Consider the following 18,610-nt stretch of genomic DNA (forward strand, 5'->3'; position numbering starts at 1 on the left):
TTTTTACCTATAGATATTTTTTAAGTACATCGGGGATAGTGATTTTACCTTCTTTGTCTTGATAATTTTCCATAATTGCTACTAAAGTTCTACCAACTGCTAAAGAAGAGCCGTTTAGAGTATGCACGAGTTCATTTTTACCTTTTTCGTTTTTATAGCGAATTTTTGCACGCCTTGCTTGAAAATCACGACAATTTGAAACAGAACTAATCTCGCGGTATTTATTCTGCGATGGTATCCATACTTCAAGGTCTATTGTTTTTGCTGCACTAAAGCCTAAATCACCAGTGCAAAGCATCAAATGTCTGTGTGCTAAACCTAATGAGCTTAGCAAATCACTCGCGCATTCTACCATCTCATTAAAAACGCTATCACTTTGTTCGGGTTTTGTAATGCTTACAAGCTCAACTTTTTCAAATTGGTGTTGGCGGATAATGCCCCTTGTATCGCGTCCCGCGCTTCCTGCTTCTTTTCTAAAACAAGCACTATAACAAGTCATTTTTATAGGCAAACTTTCGCTTGTTAAGATTTCACTACTATAAAGATTTGTCACAGGAATTTCAGAAGTGGAGATAAGATATAAATCTTCATCTTTGACCTTATACATATCATCTTTAAATTTAGGAAGTTGTCCAGTGCCAAACATTGTTTCGCTATTTACTAAAAAAGGTACATTGACAAATTCAAAACCACGACTTCTATTAAAATCAATCATATAATTTACCAAAGCGCGACTAAGCAAAGCACCTTCATTTTTAAGTACGCAAAAACGACTTTGTGAAATTTTAACCCCACGCACAAAATCAAGCCAATTTAAACTTTCACCCAAATCATGATGCTCTTTTGGGGTAAAATCAAATTGAGGAGGCGTTAAAACCTTTTTGATTTCAACATTTTCATCTTCATCTTCGCCCACAGGAACACACTCATCAGGGATGTTTGGAATAGTACTTGCAATTTTTTCTAGTTTATTTTCTAAATCACTCACTATTTTGTTTTGCTCATTGATTTTAATCTTATTTTCGCTTAATTTCGCTTTTAAGCTTTCTTTGTCATCTGTGCTAGCAAGCTCTTTGCTAAATTTATTTTGAAAGGCTTGAAATTCTTCTAATATAGCTCTTTCTTTTTTTAAAAGAACAAAAATATCATTCAATTCTTTTAATAATTTTTCATCCACTTTTTTTGTTTTTAATTTTTTTGCAATTTCTTCAAAATTGTTTTGTAAATTTTTTAAATCCAACATCAATTCTCCTTTTATAATCCTATTTTATCATAAATTTTTTGCATAGTTTTTTGTGCTTGTTCTTTTGCTTTTTTTGCGCCCATTTGCAAAACATCATCGATTTCATGAGGATTTGATAGTAATCTTTCGTATTCTTTTTTAGCATCATTAAAATAGGTACTGATTAATTCATTTAAATACATTTTAAAATGCCCATAGCCTTCGCCACCCTTTTCATAACGATCTTGCAAAGCTTTTTGCTCGCTTTCATTTAAGAATAATTTTGCGATTTTAAATACATTGCAATTTTGCCAGTCTTTTGGCTCTTCTAAAGCAGTACTATTGGTTACTATGGATGAAATTTGTTTTTTTAAAATTTTTTCTGTGGCAAAAATATCAATGGTATTTTGATAAGATTTACTCATTTTAGCCCCGTCAGTTCCTACTACAACAGCTACTTCTTCATTTACCTTAGCTTGAGGTAGGGTAAAAATTTCACCCCATTCATTATTGACTTTTAAAGCTATATCGCGTGCGATTTCAACATGCTGAATTTGATCTTTTCCAACCGGAACAATTTGCGTATTAAAAAGTAAAATATCAGCCGCCATCAAAACAGGATAAGAAAAAAGTCCATGAGAAGCATTTAGGCCTTTGGCTATTTTATCTTTATAACTATGTGCGCGTTCTAATAAACCCATAGGTGTAAATTGTGACAAGATCCAGTAAAGCTCCACTATCTCCTTAACATCGCTTTGAAGCCAAAATACACTTTTATTAGGATCTATACCAAGACTCAAAAAAGCTGCCGCGGCTTTTAGTGAATTTTGTTTTAATTTCTCGCCATCTTGACTTGAAGTCATAGCATGATAATTTGCAATAAACATAAACATTTCATTTTCATTTTGTGCTTCAATCATTTGCTTTATAGCACCAAAATAATTGCCTATATGTAAATCCCCACTAGGCTGAAGTCCTGTTAATACTCTCATGATATTACCTTTTTTATTTCTTTTATAAGTTCATCAATACTTTTATTTTCTACATTTAGCACTAAATTTGCTTTACTTTCGTAAATTTTTAATCTTTCATTATATAATTTTTTTGCTTTATTTTCATCTTTAAACAAAGGTCTTTTAGCAAGTTCATCTTTGCTTAAGCGTTTTTGCAAATATAAAAAAGAAGCCTTTAAATACACACAAAAGCCTATTTTTTCAAAATCTAAAACATTTACAAATCCTCCGCCGCTTGCTATGGAAGCACCTTTGCAAGAACAAAAAAAATCTGCCATTTTTTGCTCTTCTTTTCTAAAAAATTCCTCACCTTTTTCTTTAAAAATTTCTACAATTTTTTGATTAAATTTAGCTTCAATTAAATCATCGCTATCTAAAAAAACAAGATCATTTTCTCTAGCAAAAGCCTTTGCAATAGTGCTCTTACCGCTACCCATAAAGCCTGTAAAAATGATATTTTTATTCATCATTATCTTTGTTGCCTTTTTTGCGTGAAGCAATGATTAAAGGAACACCTTCAAAATTAAATTTCTTTCTGATTTGGTTTTGTAAATATCTTTTATAGCTAAAATGCAAAACCTTGGGGCGATTCATAATAAGAGCAATTTTTGGTGGTGCTAAGTCATATTGTACTGCATAATAAATTTTTACTAATTTTCCATAATCATGTGGTAAAGGATGTGCTTTTGTAGCTTGGGCTATCAAATCATTAAGTTTTGAAGTTGGGATTTTTTGCGTGAAATTTTCAAAAACTTCTAAAATTTTATCAAGCAATACATGTACTCTTTTTCCGCTTAAAGCTGAAACGCTAATAATAGGTGCATAAGCTAGGAATTTAAAACGATCCAGTTTTAATTCTTTTACTACTTTGTCAAATTCAAACTCGGTTTTATCCCATTTATTAAGCACAATAATAACGCCTAAATAATGCTTTGCCACAAGTCCGGCTATTCTTTCGTCTAATTCATTAAAACCTTCATTAGCATCTAAAACTAAAAGTGCGATTTGGGATTTTTCTAAAATTTTTTCTGTTCTATTGAGTGCAAAGCGTTCAAGTCCTTGAATTTTACCGCGTTTTCTAATGCCTGCGGTATCTACAAATTCTATCATTTTATCTTTATGGATAATGCTTTCATTTACAGGATCAATAGTTGTGCCAGCAATGCTACTTACTACACTTCTTTCCTCTTTTACTAAAGCATTTAAAAGGCTCGATTTTCCTACATTTACACGCCCTACAATACCTACTCTTATGTGATTTTGATCGACTTCTTTAAAATTAAATTCTTTTCCTTCTTCATAATGCTCTAAAAAATCTTCTAAATTCTCTTCTTCATCAGCGATTAAAAACTGCTCATCTAAAAATTTTTCAAGCCAAATATAAAGTTCATCAAGTCCGACATTATGCGTAACAGAAAGATTAAAAATCTCTTTTACTCCAAAATTTGCAAATTCCCACGCTCTTTCTTCATCTTTTTTGTTGTCTACTTTATTAATCACTAAGGCAATAGGCTTTCCTAATTTTTTTAAAGAATAAAAAAAATGTCTATCTTCATCATCGGGAGCTAATTTTCCATCGACTAAATAAAGGATAATATCGCTTTCTTTGGCGACTTTTAAAGTATTTTTTTTAACATTTTTAAAAAGCTCATCACTTTCATCAAGTCCGCCACTATCTATAAGCAAGGCTTTTTTGTCATTAATTTGCACTTCTGTTTTATTTGTATCTCTTGTGGTGCCTGAAATTTCACTTGTAATGGCTATTCTTTGTTTTGCTATTCTATTAAAAAGGCTTGATTTTCCCACATTTGGTTTGCCTATAAGTATAATGCTTTGCATTTTTATCCTAAATTATATTTTTAAAGAAAAATTATATAAAATTTGCCTTAAAATTAAGCAAAAAAAGACTAGAATTAGCCAGAATTTAATCAAGGAAAAAAGATGCTTAGAGTGATTAAGCATAATTTGGGAATTTATTTTATGATTTTAGCTTGTCTTGATTTTGCACTAATGGGTGCTTGTGCTAAAATTTTAAGCAAAGAAATGAGTTCAATTGAAATTATGTTTTTTAGAAATATTATTGGGGTAATGGTTTTGCTTTTTATGATGAGAAAAAGCAAAGTTCATAAGGAAGGCAAACATCTATGGCTTTTGATTTTTAGGGGAGTTGCTGGGACTTTGTCGCTTTATTTATTTTTTTATAATATTTCCCATATTTCTTTAGGCGGGGCATTTGCTTTTCAAAAAACTGCACCTATTTTTATTACTCTTATTGCATTTGTGATTTTTAAAGAAAATATAGGATTTAAAGGCTGGGTGGGAATATTAATTGCATTTAGCGGAGTGCTTTTAATCGCTCAACCTTGGGCAGATACTTCTACGCATTCGGGCTTTGATTTAAAAAACTCTTCACTAGGAATTTTGAGTGGATTTTTTGCTGCTTTAGCACTTACTAGTGTTAGAGAGTTAAGAAAATATTATCCTACAGAACTCATTGCTTTTTCTTTTATATTTATTGGGACTTTAATGCCTTTATTTTCGATGATTATCGGAAGTTTTTATGAAATAAAAGAATTGGATTTTTTAATAGCACCTTTTGTAATGCCTTCTTTGAAAGCTAGTTTACTTTTGCTTTTTGTGGGCGCACTTGGAACTCTTTATCAAATTCATATCACAAAGTCTTATGGTATAGCCAAGCAAGCAGGAGTTGTAGCGGGCGTGAGTTATCTTGATGTGGTTTTTAGCTTGGTGGTGGGTATAATTTTGGGAGATAATTTACCAAGTGCTATGGTTTTTTTAGGTATAATAGGCATCGTTTTTGGCGGATTAATTTTAGTAAGAAATAAAGGAAATAAATGAAAAAAATGATATTAATCGCCGGTCCTTGCGTGATAGAAAATAAGGATTTGGTTTTTAAGGTAGCAAAAGAATTGCAAGAATTTAATGAAAATGAAAATATAGAATTTTATTTTAAATCAAGTTTTGATAAGGCAAATCGCACGAGCATTGATTCTTTTCGTGGGCCTGGGCTTGAAGAAGGACTTAAAATTCTACAAAGCGTAAAAGATGAATTTGGTATGAAAATCTTAACTGATATCCATGAAAGCACTCAAGCAGCTCCTGCAAGTGAAGCGGCTGATGTCTTGCAAATTCCTGCTTTTTTATGTCGCCAAACAGACCTTTTAGTCGCAGCGGCCAAAACAAAAGCAAAAGTTAATATCAAAAAAGGTCAATTTTTAAATCCAAGCGATATTAAATATAGCGTTAAAAAAATACTTCAAACGCGTGGCGTAGAAGAAGAGGGTTATGAAGTAGCAGATAAAAATGGGGTTTTTGTGGCTGAAAGAGGGGCTAGTTTTGGCTATGGAAATTTAGTTGTAGATATGCGTTCGTTGGTGATAATGCGTGAATTTGCACCTGTGATTTTTGATGCGACGCATAGCGTGCAAATGCCTGGAGCTGCAGGTGGAAGTAGTGGCGGAAAAAGTGAATTTGTAGAGCCTTTGGCAAGAGCCGCAGCTGCAGTAGGCGTAGATGGCTTTTTCTTTGAAACACATATTAATCCTTGCAAGGCTTTATGTGATGGACCTAATATGCTTGATCTTACACGCCTTAAAAATTGCGTAAAAACACTTTTAGAAATTCAAAATATCATAAAATAAAAAGGAAAAATAATGACTATAATTGAAGGAAAATTACAACTAAAGGGTGATGAGAAAATCGCTATTATCAATGCAAGATTTAATCACTTGATTACAGATAGATTAGTAGAAGGTGCAAAAGATGCTTTTTTAAGACATGGTGGAAAAGAAGAAAATCTAAGCCTTATTTTAGTTCCAGGTGCTTTTGAACTTCCATATGCTTTAAAAAAAGCAATTGAAAGTAAAAAATTTGATGCGATTTGTTGCGTGGGTGCGGTGATTCGCGGATCAACTCCGCATTTTGATTATGTTTCGGCAGAAACAACTAAAGGCATTGCCAATGTAAGTTTAAATCATAACACTCCTGTAAGTTTTGGTGTTTTGACAACCGATACTATAGAACAAGCCATAGAAAGAGCAGGGACTAAAGTAGGAAATAAAGGTTTTGAAGCAATGACTACTATCATAGAAATGCTTGATTTAACTAAGAAATTTTAAGGAATAAAATGGCAACAAGACATCAGGTAAGACAGAGTGTAATTTCTCTGCTTTATGCAAAAGAGTTAAATCATTCTGCTCGTGAAGATTTCGTAGAAGAGTTTCTAGATGAAAAAAAAATTCGTAACGAGCAAAAGCATTTTACTTTAAGTCTTTATCAAGGAGTTTTCGAAAATTTGGAAACTATTGATAAAAAGTTAAGTATGTATTTAAATGAAAAAGAGCTTCAAAGACTTGGCATTATAGAAAGATCTATTCTAAGACTCGGAGCTTATGAGCTTTTGTTTAGCCAGACAGATAAGGCTATTGTAATCAATGAAGCCATTGAACTTGCTAAAGAATTGGGTAGTGATAATGCACCTAAATTTATTAATGGCGTTTTAGATGCCTTAAAGAAAGATTTATAAATGAAGCTTTGTGTGGCACTTGATCTTGCAAGTTCTAGGGAATGTTTAGACCTTGTAAAGCATTTAAAAGGCTTAGATTTATGGCTAAAAGTGGGATTGAGAACTTATTTAAGGGATGGATTTAAAATCATAGAGGAGTTAAAAAAAATCGATGATTTTAAAATTTTTCTCGATCTTAAAATTTATGACATTCCAAATACTATGGCTGATGCTTGTGAGGAAATTTCAAAATTGGGTGTTGATATGATTAATATCCATGCAAGTGCTGGGAAAGTTGCTATGCAAGAAGTGATGAATAGGTTAAATAAACTTTCCAAGCGACCTTTGGTTTTGGCGGTTTCAGCTTTAACAAGTTTTGATGAAGAAAATTTCTATAGTATTTATAAACAAAATATTGATGAAGCGGTGATACATTTTTCTAAAATGAGTTATGAAAATGGACTTGATGGTATGGTTTGCTCTGTTTTTGAAAGTAAAAAAATTAAAGAAAATACCAATTCAAATTTCCTTACTCTAACACCAGGCATTCGTCCTTTTGGCGAAGAAAGCAATGACCAAAAACGCGTAGCTGATTTAGCAACAGCTAGAGAAAATTTAAGTGATTTTATAGTAGTTGGAAGACCTATTTATAGAGCACAAAATCCTAAAGAGCTTTGTCAAAAAATCCTTACTTTGATTTAGTTTCTCTTTAAAATTTTGGTTTGAAATCGCTTGAAATTTATTAAATTTAAGTAGCAATTTTATTTATTTGTTTTGATGTAATTATATTTTATATGCGATATGATTTTTTATATACTTGCCTCAAGTGTATTTTTAGCATTGCCACTAAAGACAAAAACTCTTATTGGTATTTTTACTAGTAGTTAAAACTGGAAATATGATTGTTGTGTTTGTTTTTTATTTCTATTTTGATATTGCTTGTTGCAGAGCTGATACCAAGACCGAAAAATATCTAAGTGTTCTATTTCTTTCATTAAATGATTCTATTTTACATAGAATTTTTAAGTCATCTCTGAATTTTTAAATTATCTTTTTGCTTTCTAGCGTTGGTAAGACTTAGAATGGGGTATTCTCCTAGAGTTAGTCTTTTGTATTTTAAAGTTTTGGAGCATTTATAATTAAACATAAAAGTTTTTTGCCACTAGGATAAACACAAAGAAGTAAATTATCAAAATCAGCAAATAATATTTATTCTCTTTGGCTTTCAAAGCCTTTATTTTGGTATCGTTTAGCACTTTTATTCCTTTAGGTCAATAGTAAATTTTATTAAGAACAATAATAAAGTCAATAAAAAATATTTCTAAGTATAGTAAATTTAAAATAAATTAAAAATAATCTAGTATCTAACAAAGCCTTATTTTATAGGTAAATAAAAAGAGTTAGAATAAATTGAAATTAATCAAAATAAGTCCATTGGTTGCGAAGGGGAGATTTGAACTCCCGACCTTCGGGTTATGAGCCCGACGAGCTAACCACTGCTCTACTTCGCGATAATAAGATAATGTGGATGGGGTAAAGGGATTCGAACCCCTGAATGACAGGACCAAAACCTGTTGCCTTACCGCTTGGCGATACCCCAATAATTTTGTGTTAATCGCATTATAAGTAATTTAGAAATGTGATTATAGTGCAAATTAATTTTTTTGTCAAGAATAATTGATTATAATTTGGTAAAAATTACAAATTTAAGGATAAAAAATGGCTTTTATAAGTGTAGATGAAGCAATAGAGGATTTAAAAGCAGGAAAAATGTTAATAATGGTTGATGCTGAAGATAGAGAAAATGAAGGAGATTTGATTTTTGCTACACAATTTAGTACTCAAGAAAAGGTAAATTTTGCTATTAGTGAGGCTAGGGGGGTTGTGTGTGTGGCTTTAGATGAAGCTTTAGCTAAACATTTTGAATTGCCTCTTATGGTGCAAAAAAATACTTCAAATCACGAAACAGCTTTTACTATTACAGTTGATGCAAAAGATGCTGCAACAGGTGTTAGCGCGTATGAAAGAAATATGACAATAAAGATTTTTGCTGATGATAAGGCTAATGCGAATGATTTTGTAAGGCCTGGACATATTAATCCTTTGATAGCAAAAAAAGGTGGCGTTTTAGAAAGAACGGGTCATACTGAAGGAACTGTGGATTTGTGCCGTTTGGCTGGACTTAAACCCGCTTGTGTGATTTGTGAAGTGGTGAAAGAAAATGGAGATATGGCACGCAGAGCAGATTTAGAGCTTTTTTGTCAAAAGCACAATCTTAATATGATTGCCGTATCTGATATTATAGAATATCGTTTAAAACATGAGAGTTTGATTACTTTGCTTGAGTGCTCAGATGCAAGAATTGCAAATTTTGATGCTAAAAAATACATTTTTGAGGACCATAATCAAGTCAAACATATTGCTTTTTGTTTTGGAAATTTAAGAAGGAGTGAAAATGTGAAATTTCATATTAGTGGGAGTGATTTTGAGCTTTTAACTTCGCAAAAATTTAGTGAACTTTTAGAGCATATTGAATTTTTACACAAAAATGGTGGAATAATTATTTTTATGCAAGGTGAAAAAACAAGTTCTATCCAGTTTAAAAATTATGGTATTGGTGCACAAATTTTAAGGTATTTTAATATAGAAGAAATTAAGCTTTTATCTAAAAGTTGCGATAAAGAATTTGTTGGACTAAAGGGATTTGGGTTGAATATTAATAGTTACAATGTTTAAATTCAATAAAATGAAATTTATCATTAAAACCAAACATTAAATGTTTGCTTTGTTGTAAAAAATAAGCGTAATTTTGTGGATTTTCTTTTTGAATTTGGTTTAATAGCTCTTCTAGACCAAATTCAATAAAAGCTAAATTTTGTTTTTTAAATTCCAAAAGCTCCAAATTTAGCTCTTTTAAAATGTAAAATAAATGCGAAAAATTCACATCATAAGTCATATCGCTTTTTCCAAAAAAGTTTTTCAAATTTTCTTCAAAAGGGCTGTAAATTTGATGGTTTTGATAAATTCTTAAGCTAAAAGAATTAGCAGCTTTAACTCCATAATCAAAAGTACAAAAAACAAATTTTTCCGTACTTTGCTTAATGGTGTTTAAAAAATCTTCCAAAAAAGGTGAAAATTCTCCTTTTGCAAGTCCTATTTTTTCGCATTTTTCTATTAATTTTTTATCCGCATTGGCAAAATGCAAATGGAAATTTTCATCAACAAAAGCCATTTTATTGCCATCAATTAATTCACAATTAAAGCTGTCAAAAAGTTCATTACAAAAGAAAAAAGCATTATTGAATTGGTTTTTTTGAAGTGTTTTTATATGTTTAAATTCTATATCTTTTAAAGTATTTTTTTGTAATATTTGCAATTTTTCATGAGGTTCTAGGATAAAAAGTTCAATGTGTTTAAAAATACAAGGTCTTAAAATAAGTAAAGCACTGATAAAGTCTTTCATAAGTAAACCTTCGTTTGCACCTATTTCTATAATGCTAATAGGCAAATGAATGGAATTTTTATCTATTAAATTTAGAAAATGTTTAGCAAGCAAAGCACCAAATAAAGATCCAACGCTAACAGTTGTGTAAAAATCCCCTTTTTTACCTACCAAAACCGCATTTTTATAATAGTTTTGATGAAGCCATTGATTAAAAAATTCACTAAATTTTAACATTATTGATAAAGTGTGTTAAATTTTTGAATAAAATCTAAAGGATCTACTTGGGTATTGTTGACTAAAATTCCAAAATGTAAATGAGGTCCAGTCACTCTTCCACTAGAACCACTAAGCCCTATAAGTTCGCCTTTTTTAACGCTTTGACCAACTTTGACTTTGATTTCTTCAAGATGATAATATTGCGAAAAAATTCCTTGTCCGTGGTCTATGACAACAGATTTTCCAGCATAATAGCGATCTTTTGCAATTTTGACTATGCCTGAATTTGTAGCATAAATTGGAGTTCCTGCCGCAGCTTTAAAATCAGTCCCGCTATGATAACTCGAAAGTGTATTATTAAAAATTCTAGCCTTGCCAAAATCGCTTGTAATGGTGCTATTTAAAGGCATGATAAAATCCGCATTAAATAAAGCTTTTGAGGTATAGCTTTGATAAATTTTATTTGCTTCCTGAAATTCTTTTTTTATTCTTGCTTGAACGGATTTTGGCGGAGCGACCTTGCTTTTAGCAACTTGCAATCTTTCTTTTTGATAATTGCCTTCTTGGTACAAAATCTTATATTCTATGGTTTTATTGTTTTTATACCTTGCTTGTATGATTTTATTTTCAGGCCTTTTATAAGGTATGGCGATGATGGTTGTAACCGTATTTTGATCTTTAGGATGATTAAAATAATTAATTTTTTTACCATTGCTTTGAATGCTTAAAAGATCTTGTTTTTCGAAATTTAAAAAAAGTGCTTGCCCTTTAGTTAAATTAATATCTTGTGCAAAAATTAAAGTGCAAGCAAAAAGTAAAAGAAAAATTCTCATAAGCTAAGCTCTTTAATATCAGCAATTTTTAAAAATTCTTTATAGATGCAATAGATTAAAGCTTGACGATTTGTTTTTAATTTTTCATCTTCAACATTAATCATAACTTCATCAAAAAATGCATCAATTTGAGGTTTTAAAGCAAATAGTGACTCTAAAATTTCTTTTGTTCTATTATGTGTTAAACAAGTTTTAAATTTTTCATAAAGATCGCTTTCGGCTTTATGGGTAAATAAGCTTTCATTGATTTTGGCTTCATTTGGTGTTGCAATATTGGCTAGGCGCTTAAAGGTGCTAAAATTTTCTCCAAAATCATCCTTTTTACTTATTTCTATAAGTGCCTTAATGCAACTATCAATATAAACCAAGTCACTATTTTTAGAGCTTAAAACTGCTTTAACGAAAGAAGCATTAATATCATAAAATGTATATAATCTTTCTAAGATGAAATCTTTTAGTGCGTTGATATCAAAGCGCGGATAGTTTTTTGCTAAATGATTTAAAAGAAAATCAAGTTCAAAGGCTTTGTTTATCTTTAAAGCGATTTTGATAATTCCATTTGCTGCACGACGCAAAGCGTAAGGATCTTTTGTTCCACTTGGAATCTTTCCTATAGCAAAAAGACCCATGAGAGTGTCGATTTTATTAGCTAAAGCTACAATGCTTGAAAATTCAGTACTTGGAAGTTCTGATTTGTCTGAATTTGGAAGATATTGTTCGCGAAGTGCCAAACAAAGCTCATAACTTAAGCCCATAGTCTTGGCATAATAAGAGCCCATAATGCCTTGAAGTTCTGTAAATTCATAAACCATTTGAGTGTCTAAGTCCGCTTTTGCGTATTCTATTGCTTTTAGAATTTCTTCTTTTTTGTCGTTGCGATACATTTCACATAAAATTTTAGCAACTTCTTTTTCGCGTTCACTTTTATCTTGCATACTTCCTAAGCCTTCAAAATAAGTCATTTTAGAAAGTTTGCTTGGTTCTAGCCCGTGTTTTAAATCATTTTGCCAAAAAAACATAGCATCGCTTAATCTTGCACGCAAGACTCTTTCATTGCCATGTATGACTTTTGAGTAATCCTCGCACACTGCGTTACTAACAACAATGAAATGATTGCTTAAATTATTGTTGTTAAAAACCGCAAAATAGCGTTGATTATCTCTCATTGAAGTGATGATAACTTCGCTTGGAATTTCTAAAAATTCTTTTTCGAAATTGCCTAAAAGTGCTTTAGGATATTCAGTAATTGCCACAACTTCTGCGAGCAATTCATCATCTTGAGCGATGGTAATTTTTTGCGTTTCTTCGATGAATTTAAAATCTTTTAAAATTTTTTCTTCTCTTTTTTTTGGATCTAATAAAACATAATTTTTTTCTAAAAGCACAAAATAATCTTGAGTGTTTTTAAATTCCATTAAATCATAACTCACGCTTCTATGCACAAAAGTCTTTTTGGCGCTTTTAACCCCAAAAATTTCAAATTCCACTAATTGATCGCTAAAAATACAAGCTAAAGATCTTATGGCTCTGATAAATTCAAAGTCTTTATCACCCCAACGCATACTTTTGCCAAAATGAAGGCTTTTGATGAATTTTTCTATCATTTCGCCCAAAATTTGAGTGCTTGCAAGTCCGATGATTTCTTTTTGATGATATAAAACTTCTTTACCTTTAATTTCTTTAAAATCAAGCTCATTTTCGCTAATACCAGCCTTTTCTAAAAAGCTAAGTCCAGCATTGGTAAGTTTTCCATCTTTATAAGCTATGGCTTTTGGTGCTCCGATGATTTCAATAAAGTTATTATCTTGTTTTTCTTTAAAATCAGAATGAAAAAGCACCAAGCGTCTCGGAGTATAAAAAAATTCAAATTCGCTTTCTAAATGATATTGTTTTAAGAGTTCTTGCCATTTGTTTTTGATATTTGGAAGTTCTTTAAGTAAAGGGATAGCAGGAAGTTCTTCAACGCCAATTTCTATGAGTAAAGTTTTATTATCCATAATTTTCTCTTTATATGTGGAATTAAACGCATTATTCTATACTAGTTTTTTTTAAGCCTACATTAAATTTTTGATAAGCTCAATTAACTCTTTAGCGTTGCTAAATTCATTTTCTTTGCTTTTTTCTTCATACCATTTTGCTTGCAAATAAGGCATTTTAGCATTAAGAGCGCATTCTTCATCTTTTTTGCTATCTCCAATGAAAATACTTTTTTCATACCAAGCTTGTTCTTTTATGAGATTTGCCATCATGGGACTTGGTTTTGGCTCTATGTCAAAATTTACTCCAAGAATTTTGTGAAAATAAGGCATGATTTCGTGCTTTTCTAAGATAGGGTTTAAGGAACTTTGTGGAGCATTAGTGGCTATAGCAAGATAACAGTTTTTATTTTTACAAAATTCAAGCACATCTTTAACGCCTTCAAAAAGCACAACACTTTGCTTGTAGTGTTTTAAAAAATATTTTTCATAGCCTTCTTTAAAACTTTGATGATTAAATTCATTAAAACCATACAATATTTTTGCCCAATCTAAATTAGGAGTATTAACTATATTCATAATATAAGATCTTTCTAAAGCCTCCAAACCCAACTCATTGCGAATTTCATTCACTGCTTGTGTGATAGCATTAGCACTATCAATTAGCGTTCCATCCATATCAAAAATAATATTAATCATAATTTTCTTCCTTAAATTTGTTTTTGTGTTTATCTTTTTTATAGCTTTGTTGTTTTTTGAGTTTATCAAGATTATTAGCTTTTGTCAAAAGTTCATTTTTGCTGAATTTAAAGTCTAAGCAAGCATTAACAAAATTTTCAAGTTCTTTTGTATAGCTTGAATTTAAAACTACAGCAGGGGTTTTGTTGAAATTTTGTGCGTTTTTTAGCATTCTTTCTTGAAAAAGTTTTTCATCATAATCTTCTCTTTTTAACGCAGAGCTTGCAGAATTAGCAAATTTTTCTAAATTTCTTACATAGCGTACACGATCAAATTTTTCATTTTTTTTCATGGGCATTAAAACTTTCTAGGGTGTTTTTGTAAAGATTTAAATCATCACAAAGTACGAGCAATAAATCTTTATCTTCAAAAATCAAAGAACCACTCGCTTTGATATATTCTCCATTTCTTTTTACAAGTAAGATTATGAAATTTTCATCTAAGGCAAGTTCAGCTATGTTTTTACCAATAATTGGCGAATTTTCTTTTAGGGTGTATTGTTTTAAAATGTTATATGAAATAGGTATATTGCTAGCTTGCATTATCTCTTCTTCTTCTATGATTTTAAGTAATTTTGCAAGTGGATTAAGAGTAATTCCTTGAATTAAAATGGAAGTTAAAACGATGAAAAAAACTATATTGAAAATAAAATGAGAGTCTGCTATACCTGCAGCCAAAGGGTAGGTGGCAAGTATGATAGGCACAGTCCCTCTTAAGCCTACCCATGAGATGAAAATTTTTTCATTGAAGTTAAATTTTTTAAAAAATACAAGACATAAAAATACCGCTATAGGTCTTGCAAAAAACATGATAAAAAAAGCAATGATGCAGCCTAATAAAGCAACATTTGGCAACTCAGAAGGAAAAACCAAAAGTCCTAAGGTTAAAAAGACTACAACTTGAGCAATCCAAGCTGTACCTTCAAAAAATCCAATAAGTCCTTTTTTATACACAAATTCTTTGCTATTTGCAAAAATTCCTAGCAAATAAACACTTAAGTATCCATTAGCACCTATTTTCTCACTTAAAACAAAGGTAAGGTAAATCCAAGCTAGGGTAAAAACAGGATATAAGCCCCAGTAGTTAAATTTCAGCTTATTAATAATAAAAGGCATGCTAATGCCAAAAATATAACCACATACCAAAGCCAAGCCAAATTGTTTTAAAAAGATAAATAAAAATGTTCCTATGCTAGGTAAAGTGCCCAAAGTAATGATTTCAATAATAGTAATGGTAAGAAAAATCGCCATAGGGTCATTACTTCCGCTTTCTAGCTCGAGCAGGGGTGTGATATTGTTTTTAAGTTTCAAGCCTTTAGAACGCATGATAGCAAAAACTGCTGCCGCATCAGTTGAGCTGATAATCGCACCCAATAATAAGGCATCATAAAATTTAAAATCTAAAGTATAATAGCATAATAAACTGATGATAAAAGCTGTTAATACAACACCTAAAGTGGCTAAGATTATACCTTCTTTTAAGATGGGCTTGATGAATTTAAAAGTCGTGTCAAATCCTCCAGAAAAAAGTATAAGGATTAGACAAAGCATGCTGATATCTTGAGCGATTTTTCCATTATCAAAATAAATTCCACCTATGCCATCACTCCCTGCAAACATACCTACAAAAATAAAAATAAGCAAGGCAGGGATGCCATATTTATCGCCAAATTTACTAAAAGCGACGCAAAAAAGAAATAAAACAGATAAAATCAAAACATAATCTTGCAAAAATTCTCCTAATTACTTTTTTGAATTCTGCACTCTAAGGCTTCTTGGACTAGCGTTCTAGCCAAAGCTTGTTCGGCTTTTATGATATGAGTGAAATTATTGGCATTGGAAAAAAGTATTTTTTCTAAATTTCCACTGGTTAAAACTATGGTTTGTATAGGTTTTGGATAATTTGCAATGCTTTGATAAAGCATATCAAGTTTTGCTTCATTTCCAACAGTTATCACTACAACTGAGCATTGCTCGATATTTGCAATTTTAAGCGTTTCTTCTTGAGCTGCGTTGGCAAAGCAGATATTTTCTCCACGACTGATTCCTAATTCAACCAAATTTAAATCACTTTCCAAAACCAAATAAGGCACACCTGTATTTTTGATCCTTTGTACTACTTCTTGTCCCAAACGACCATATCCAAAAATTACAATGTGATCTTTAATGGTGGGTTTTGAAAAAGATAAAGGGTTTAGTTCTGTATTGGACTTATCTTCTACAACATTAGCGATTTTTTTAATATTGTTGAGGATAAAGGGCGTTAGAATCATAGTGATAATCGAAACCACAATGAGAATTTGGGCTGTTTCTAAATTTATGAGTTCCCTTCCTTGTAAAAGTGAAAAAATTGCTAATGCAAATTCGCCAATTTGCGAAATAGCAAATGCGGTTTTAAATGCTATTCTTTTTTTTGTATATAAAATTAATAAGCCATAAACAACACCAAATTTAATAAAAGAAATCAGTATAACTAAAATGCCAATTAAAAACCAGTTTTGAAATACAACTTCAAAATTAATCTGCATTCCAACAGTAATAAAAAATAAACCTAAGAGCAAGTCTCTAAAAGGCACCAAATCTGCTTCTATTTTGTGCTTATACCGTGTTTCTGCTATCAAAGCGCCCGCAATAAATGCCCCTAAAGAATATGAAAAGCCAAAATAGTGTGCTAAAAAACTCGCACCAATTACAATAAATAAAATGGTTGCAATAAAAATTTCTTGCGATGATGCTTTAATAACAAAGCGAAAAACCCTGTCGATTAGATATTTTCCGATTAAATAAAGCAATAATAATAGCAATAAAACACTGATGAAGGTTGTAAGTAAGAGTTGTGAAATGTCGCTATTTTCAGTTGAAAAAATATCTACAAGCAATAATAATGGAATTACAGCTATATCTTGAAAAAGTAAAATTCCTAAGGCTTTTCTGCCATATTGCTCGTTAATATCGCCATTGTCATTTAGAATTTTTAAAACTACTGCTGTTGAAGAAAGAGCCAAGCTTAGTCCTATGATAATGGATATTTTTTCATTTAAACCTAAAATTCCTAAAGCTACAAAAGAACAGACTAATCCACAAATAAGAACTTGTAAACTTCCATTTAAAAATACCTCTTGTTTCATAGCAAGTAAATGTTTAAAAGAAAATTCAAGCCCTATGGTAAACATTAAAAAAACTATACCAAATTCAGCAATATGTGAAAGTTCTGTGCTATTTTGAAAATTATACAAAGAAGAAATCACGACTCCGGTTACTATATAACCAATAATAGTAGGAATTTCAAATTTTTTAAAAATAACATTTAAAATAATAGCACAAGATGTAGCAACTAAAAAAACTTGTAAAAAATTTTCCATACTTTACTTTTTTTCTTCATAAAAAATTAAATCAAAGCTATTTTTATGCTTAACAACAGATCTTGTTTTGCCATCTCTTTTATCAAGCTCTAGGCGTAATTCATCAATCAAAAGTTCAAATTCATTGATTTGATTTTTAAGTTTTAAAATAACATCAACGCCGGCTAAATTAATCCCCATATCTCTAGTAAGACGCAAAATGAGTTTGATTTTATCAATATCTCTTTGAGAATAAAGTCTTATTTTCCCATCAGTTCTACTTGGTTCGATTAAACCTTCTCTTTCGTATTGTCTAAGAGTTTGAGGATGGATGTTTAAAACCTTAGAAACTATACTGATTAAATACACAGGTTCATCATAATTGTGTTCCATATTTTACTCCTTTAAGGTAGTTTACTTTCTAGCATTCTAATAAGCTCAGGATCGAGTTTTGTTATATCAGGCAAAATAATATTTAAAATCAAATACATATCCCCGTAAATATCGTTTTTTCTATTTTGCACCCCATAGCCTTTAAGGCGAATTTTTTGTCCATTTCTAGAATTTGGAGCTACAGTTATGGTGGCTTCTTTTTTATTTTCTTTAAGGGTATTTATTGTGATTTTTCCACCAAAAAGTGCGGTTTTTAAAGAAATGTCTATTTTTTGATATAAATCATCATCTTCTCGTTTGTAAATTTCACTTTCTTCAATCTCTACTTGGATAATTAAATCTCCACTTTGTCCATAAGATTTTTTGCCTTTGCCGCGCGCTCTTAATTTTTCTCCGTTTTTGATGCCATGTGGGATTCTTATTTTAATATTTTCCCCTTGATAAGAAAAACTGTATTCTCCACCTAAAACAGCGGTATTGAAAGGAATTTTGATTTTTGTATTTAAGTTTAAATCTTGTTCAAAATCACTTTCGAAACCCGAATTTGAAAAACCCCCAAAGCCAGATTTAAAGCCGCCACCAAAACCCCTTGAATTAAAACCACCAAAGCCTCCCCCAAAAAGATTTTTTAAAATATCATTAATATCCGCTCCTCCTGCACTTCTTGAAAAATCATGAAAACTTTGTCCTCCAAACATAGAGTCGCCATATTGATCATATTGGGCTTTTTTTTGCGGATCGCTTAAAATTTCATAAGCGGCATTTATCTCTTTAAATTTTTCTTCTGCACCTTTTTCTTTGTTAATATCTGGATGATATTTGCGTGCCAATCTTCTATAGGCTTTTTTTATTTCATCAGCACTAGCATTTTTTGAAACTCCTAGGGTTTCATATAAACTACTACTCATA

The 18,610-nt window shown here is 31.0% G+C and carries 18 protein-coding genes, 2 tRNA genes and 1 pseudogene; 6 read left to right on the top strand and 15 right to left on the bottom strand.

What is annotated here, in order from left to right:
• Positions 1-7: 7 nt before the first annotated feature.
• From serS to der, 4 genes are read right to left on the bottom strand one after another with little or no spacing between them, the layout of a single operon-like run.
• Positions 8-1,243 carry a serine--tRNA ligase gene (gene serS, locus AAH949_RS02840; RefSeq protein ID WP_348518924.1) on the bottom strand — a complete coding sequence of 412 codons (1,236 nt, stop codon included), beginning with the start codon at positions 1,241-1,243 and terminating at the stop codon, positions 8-10.
• Positions 1,244-1,254: 11 nt separating this feature from the next.
• Entirely contained in the window at positions 1,255-2,214 is a 960-nt protein-coding gene (gene trpS / locus AAH949_RS02845; RefSeq protein WP_348518925.1) for a tryptophan--tRNA ligase, read from the bottom strand.
• Complete coding sequence (locus AAH949_RS02850) at positions 2,211-2,705, bottom strand: shikimate kinase (protein WP_134238427.1); 495 nt, start codon at positions 2,703-2,705, stop codon at positions 2,211-2,213. Before AAH949_RS02850 ends, trpS begins: the two co-directional genes overlap by 4 nt.
• The gene (gene der, locus AAH949_RS02855; RefSeq protein WP_348518926.1) at positions 2,695-4,074 is read right to left on the bottom strand and encodes a ribosome biogenesis GTPase Der; all 1,380 of its coding nucleotides are present in this window, start codon (positions 4,072-4,074) and stop codon (positions 2,695-2,697) included. The genes AAH949_RS02850 and der overlap by 11 nt, the downstream gene beginning before the upstream one ends.
• A gap of 102 nt (positions 4,075-4,176) precedes the next feature.
• Here der and AAH949_RS02860 point away from each other — a divergent pair, with 102 nt between their 5' ends.
• The 5 genes and pseudogenes from AAH949_RS02860 to pyrF form a co-directional block, all read left to right on the top strand.
• Positions 4,177-5,094, top strand: coding sequence for a DMT family transporter (locus AAH949_RS02860; protein WP_134238425.1), 918 nt, complete (start codon positions 4,177-4,179; stop codon positions 5,092-5,094).
• On the top strand, positions 5,091-5,897 hold the full coding sequence (gene kdsA / locus AAH949_RS02865) for a 3-deoxy-8-phosphooctulonate synthase (RefSeq protein WP_134238424.1): 807 nt from the start codon (positions 5,091-5,093) through the stop codon (positions 5,895-5,897). The genes AAH949_RS02860 and kdsA overlap by 4 nt, the downstream gene beginning before the upstream one ends.
• Before the next feature lie 12 nt (positions 5,898-5,909).
• Complete coding sequence (ribH, locus tag AAH949_RS02870; RefSeq protein ID WP_134238423.1) at positions 5,910-6,374, top strand: 6,7-dimethyl-8-ribityllumazine synthase; 465 nt, start codon at positions 5,910-5,912, stop codon at positions 6,372-6,374.
• Positions 6,375-6,382: 8 nt separating this feature from the next.
• The gene (gene nusB, locus AAH949_RS02875) at positions 6,383-6,781 is read left to right on the top strand and encodes a transcription antitermination factor NusB (protein ID WP_134238422.1); all 399 of its coding nucleotides are present in this window, start codon (positions 6,383-6,385) and stop codon (positions 6,779-6,781) included.
• A pseudogene (pyrF, locus tag AAH949_RS02880) lies at positions 6,782-7,450 on the top strand (orotidine-5'-phosphate decarboxylase); the annotation flags it as partial.
• Between the two features lie 745 nt (positions 7,451-8,195).
• On the opposite strand, the gene AAH949_RS02885 reads toward pyrF, so the two are convergent.
• Positions 8,196-8,271 (bottom strand) — tRNA-Met (locus AAH949_RS02885).
• Positions 8,272-8,285: 14 nt separating this feature from the next.
• Positions 8,286-8,360: transfer RNA gene (locus AAH949_RS02890), tRNA-Gln, on the bottom strand.
• Between the two features lie 119 nt (positions 8,361-8,479).
• Between AAH949_RS02890 and AAH949_RS02895 the strand changes: the two genes are divergently transcribed.
• A complete protein-coding gene (locus AAH949_RS02895) occupies positions 8,480-9,496 on the top strand; it encodes a bifunctional 3,4-dihydroxy-2-butanone 4-phosphate synthase/GTP cyclohydrolase II (RefSeq protein ID WP_134238419.1) in 1,017 nt (338 codons plus the stop codon).
• On the opposite strand, the gene AAH949_RS02900 is transcribed toward AAH949_RS02895, so the two are convergent.
• The 9 genes from AAH949_RS02900 to AAH949_RS02940 are packed head-to-tail and all read right to left on the bottom strand — an operon-like array spanning position 9,477 to position 18,609.
• Entirely contained in the window at positions 9,477-10,439 is a 963-nt protein-coding gene (locus AAH949_RS02900; protein ID WP_348518927.1) for an SAM-dependent methyltransferase, read from the bottom strand. The genes AAH949_RS02895 and AAH949_RS02900 overlap by 20 nt on opposite strands.
• Positions 10,439-11,254 (bottom strand): M23 family metallopeptidase, encoded by an 816-nt coding sequence (locus AAH949_RS02905; protein ID WP_348518928.1) that lies wholly within the window; start codon positions 11,252-11,254, stop codon positions 10,439-10,441. Before AAH949_RS02905 ends, AAH949_RS02900 begins: the two co-directional genes overlap by 1 nt.
• A complete protein-coding gene (glyS, locus tag AAH949_RS02910) occupies positions 11,251-13,251 on the bottom strand; it encodes a glycine--tRNA ligase subunit beta (RefSeq protein WP_134238416.1) in 2,001 nt (666 codons plus the stop codon). The genes AAH949_RS02905 and glyS overlap by 4 nt, the downstream gene beginning before the upstream one ends.
• Positions 13,252-13,308: 57 nt before the next feature.
• On the bottom strand, positions 13,309-13,929 hold the full coding sequence (locus AAH949_RS02915; RefSeq protein WP_134238415.1) for an HAD family hydrolase: 621 nt from the start codon (positions 13,927-13,929) through the stop codon (positions 13,309-13,311).
• On the bottom strand, positions 13,922-14,260 hold the full coding sequence (locus AAH949_RS02920; protein ID WP_134238414.1) for a hypothetical protein: 339 nt from the start codon (positions 14,258-14,260) through the stop codon (positions 13,922-13,924). The genes AAH949_RS02915 and AAH949_RS02920 overlap by 8 nt, the downstream gene beginning before the upstream one ends.
• Positions 14,247-15,698, bottom strand: coding sequence for a potassium/proton antiporter (locus AAH949_RS02925; RefSeq protein WP_348518929.1), 1,452 nt, complete (start codon positions 15,696-15,698; stop codon positions 14,247-14,249). Before AAH949_RS02925 ends, AAH949_RS02920 begins: the two co-directional genes overlap by 14 nt.
• Positions 15,699-15,706: 8 nt before the next feature.
• Entirely contained in the window at positions 15,707-17,329 is a 1,623-nt protein-coding gene (locus tag AAH949_RS02930; protein ID WP_348518930.1) for a cation:proton antiporter, read from the bottom strand.
• A 3-nt stretch (positions 17,330-17,332) separates the two neighbouring features.
• On the bottom strand, positions 17,333-17,701 hold the full coding sequence (locus AAH949_RS02935; protein WP_134238411.1) for a helix-turn-helix transcriptional regulator: 369 nt from the start codon (positions 17,699-17,701) through the stop codon (positions 17,333-17,335).
• 11 nt (positions 17,702-17,712) lie between these two features.
• On the bottom strand, positions 17,713-18,609 hold the full coding sequence (locus AAH949_RS02940) for a J domain-containing protein (protein WP_348518931.1): 897 nt from the start codon (positions 18,607-18,609) through the stop codon (positions 17,713-17,715).
• Position 18,610: the final 1 nt, after the last annotated feature.

Origin of the sequence: Campylobacter sp. CCS1377 (assembly GCF_040008265.1) — a bacterium.
In the GTDB taxonomy this organism is placed as follows: domain Bacteria; phylum Campylobacterota; class Campylobacteria; order Campylobacterales; family Campylobacteraceae; genus Campylobacter_D.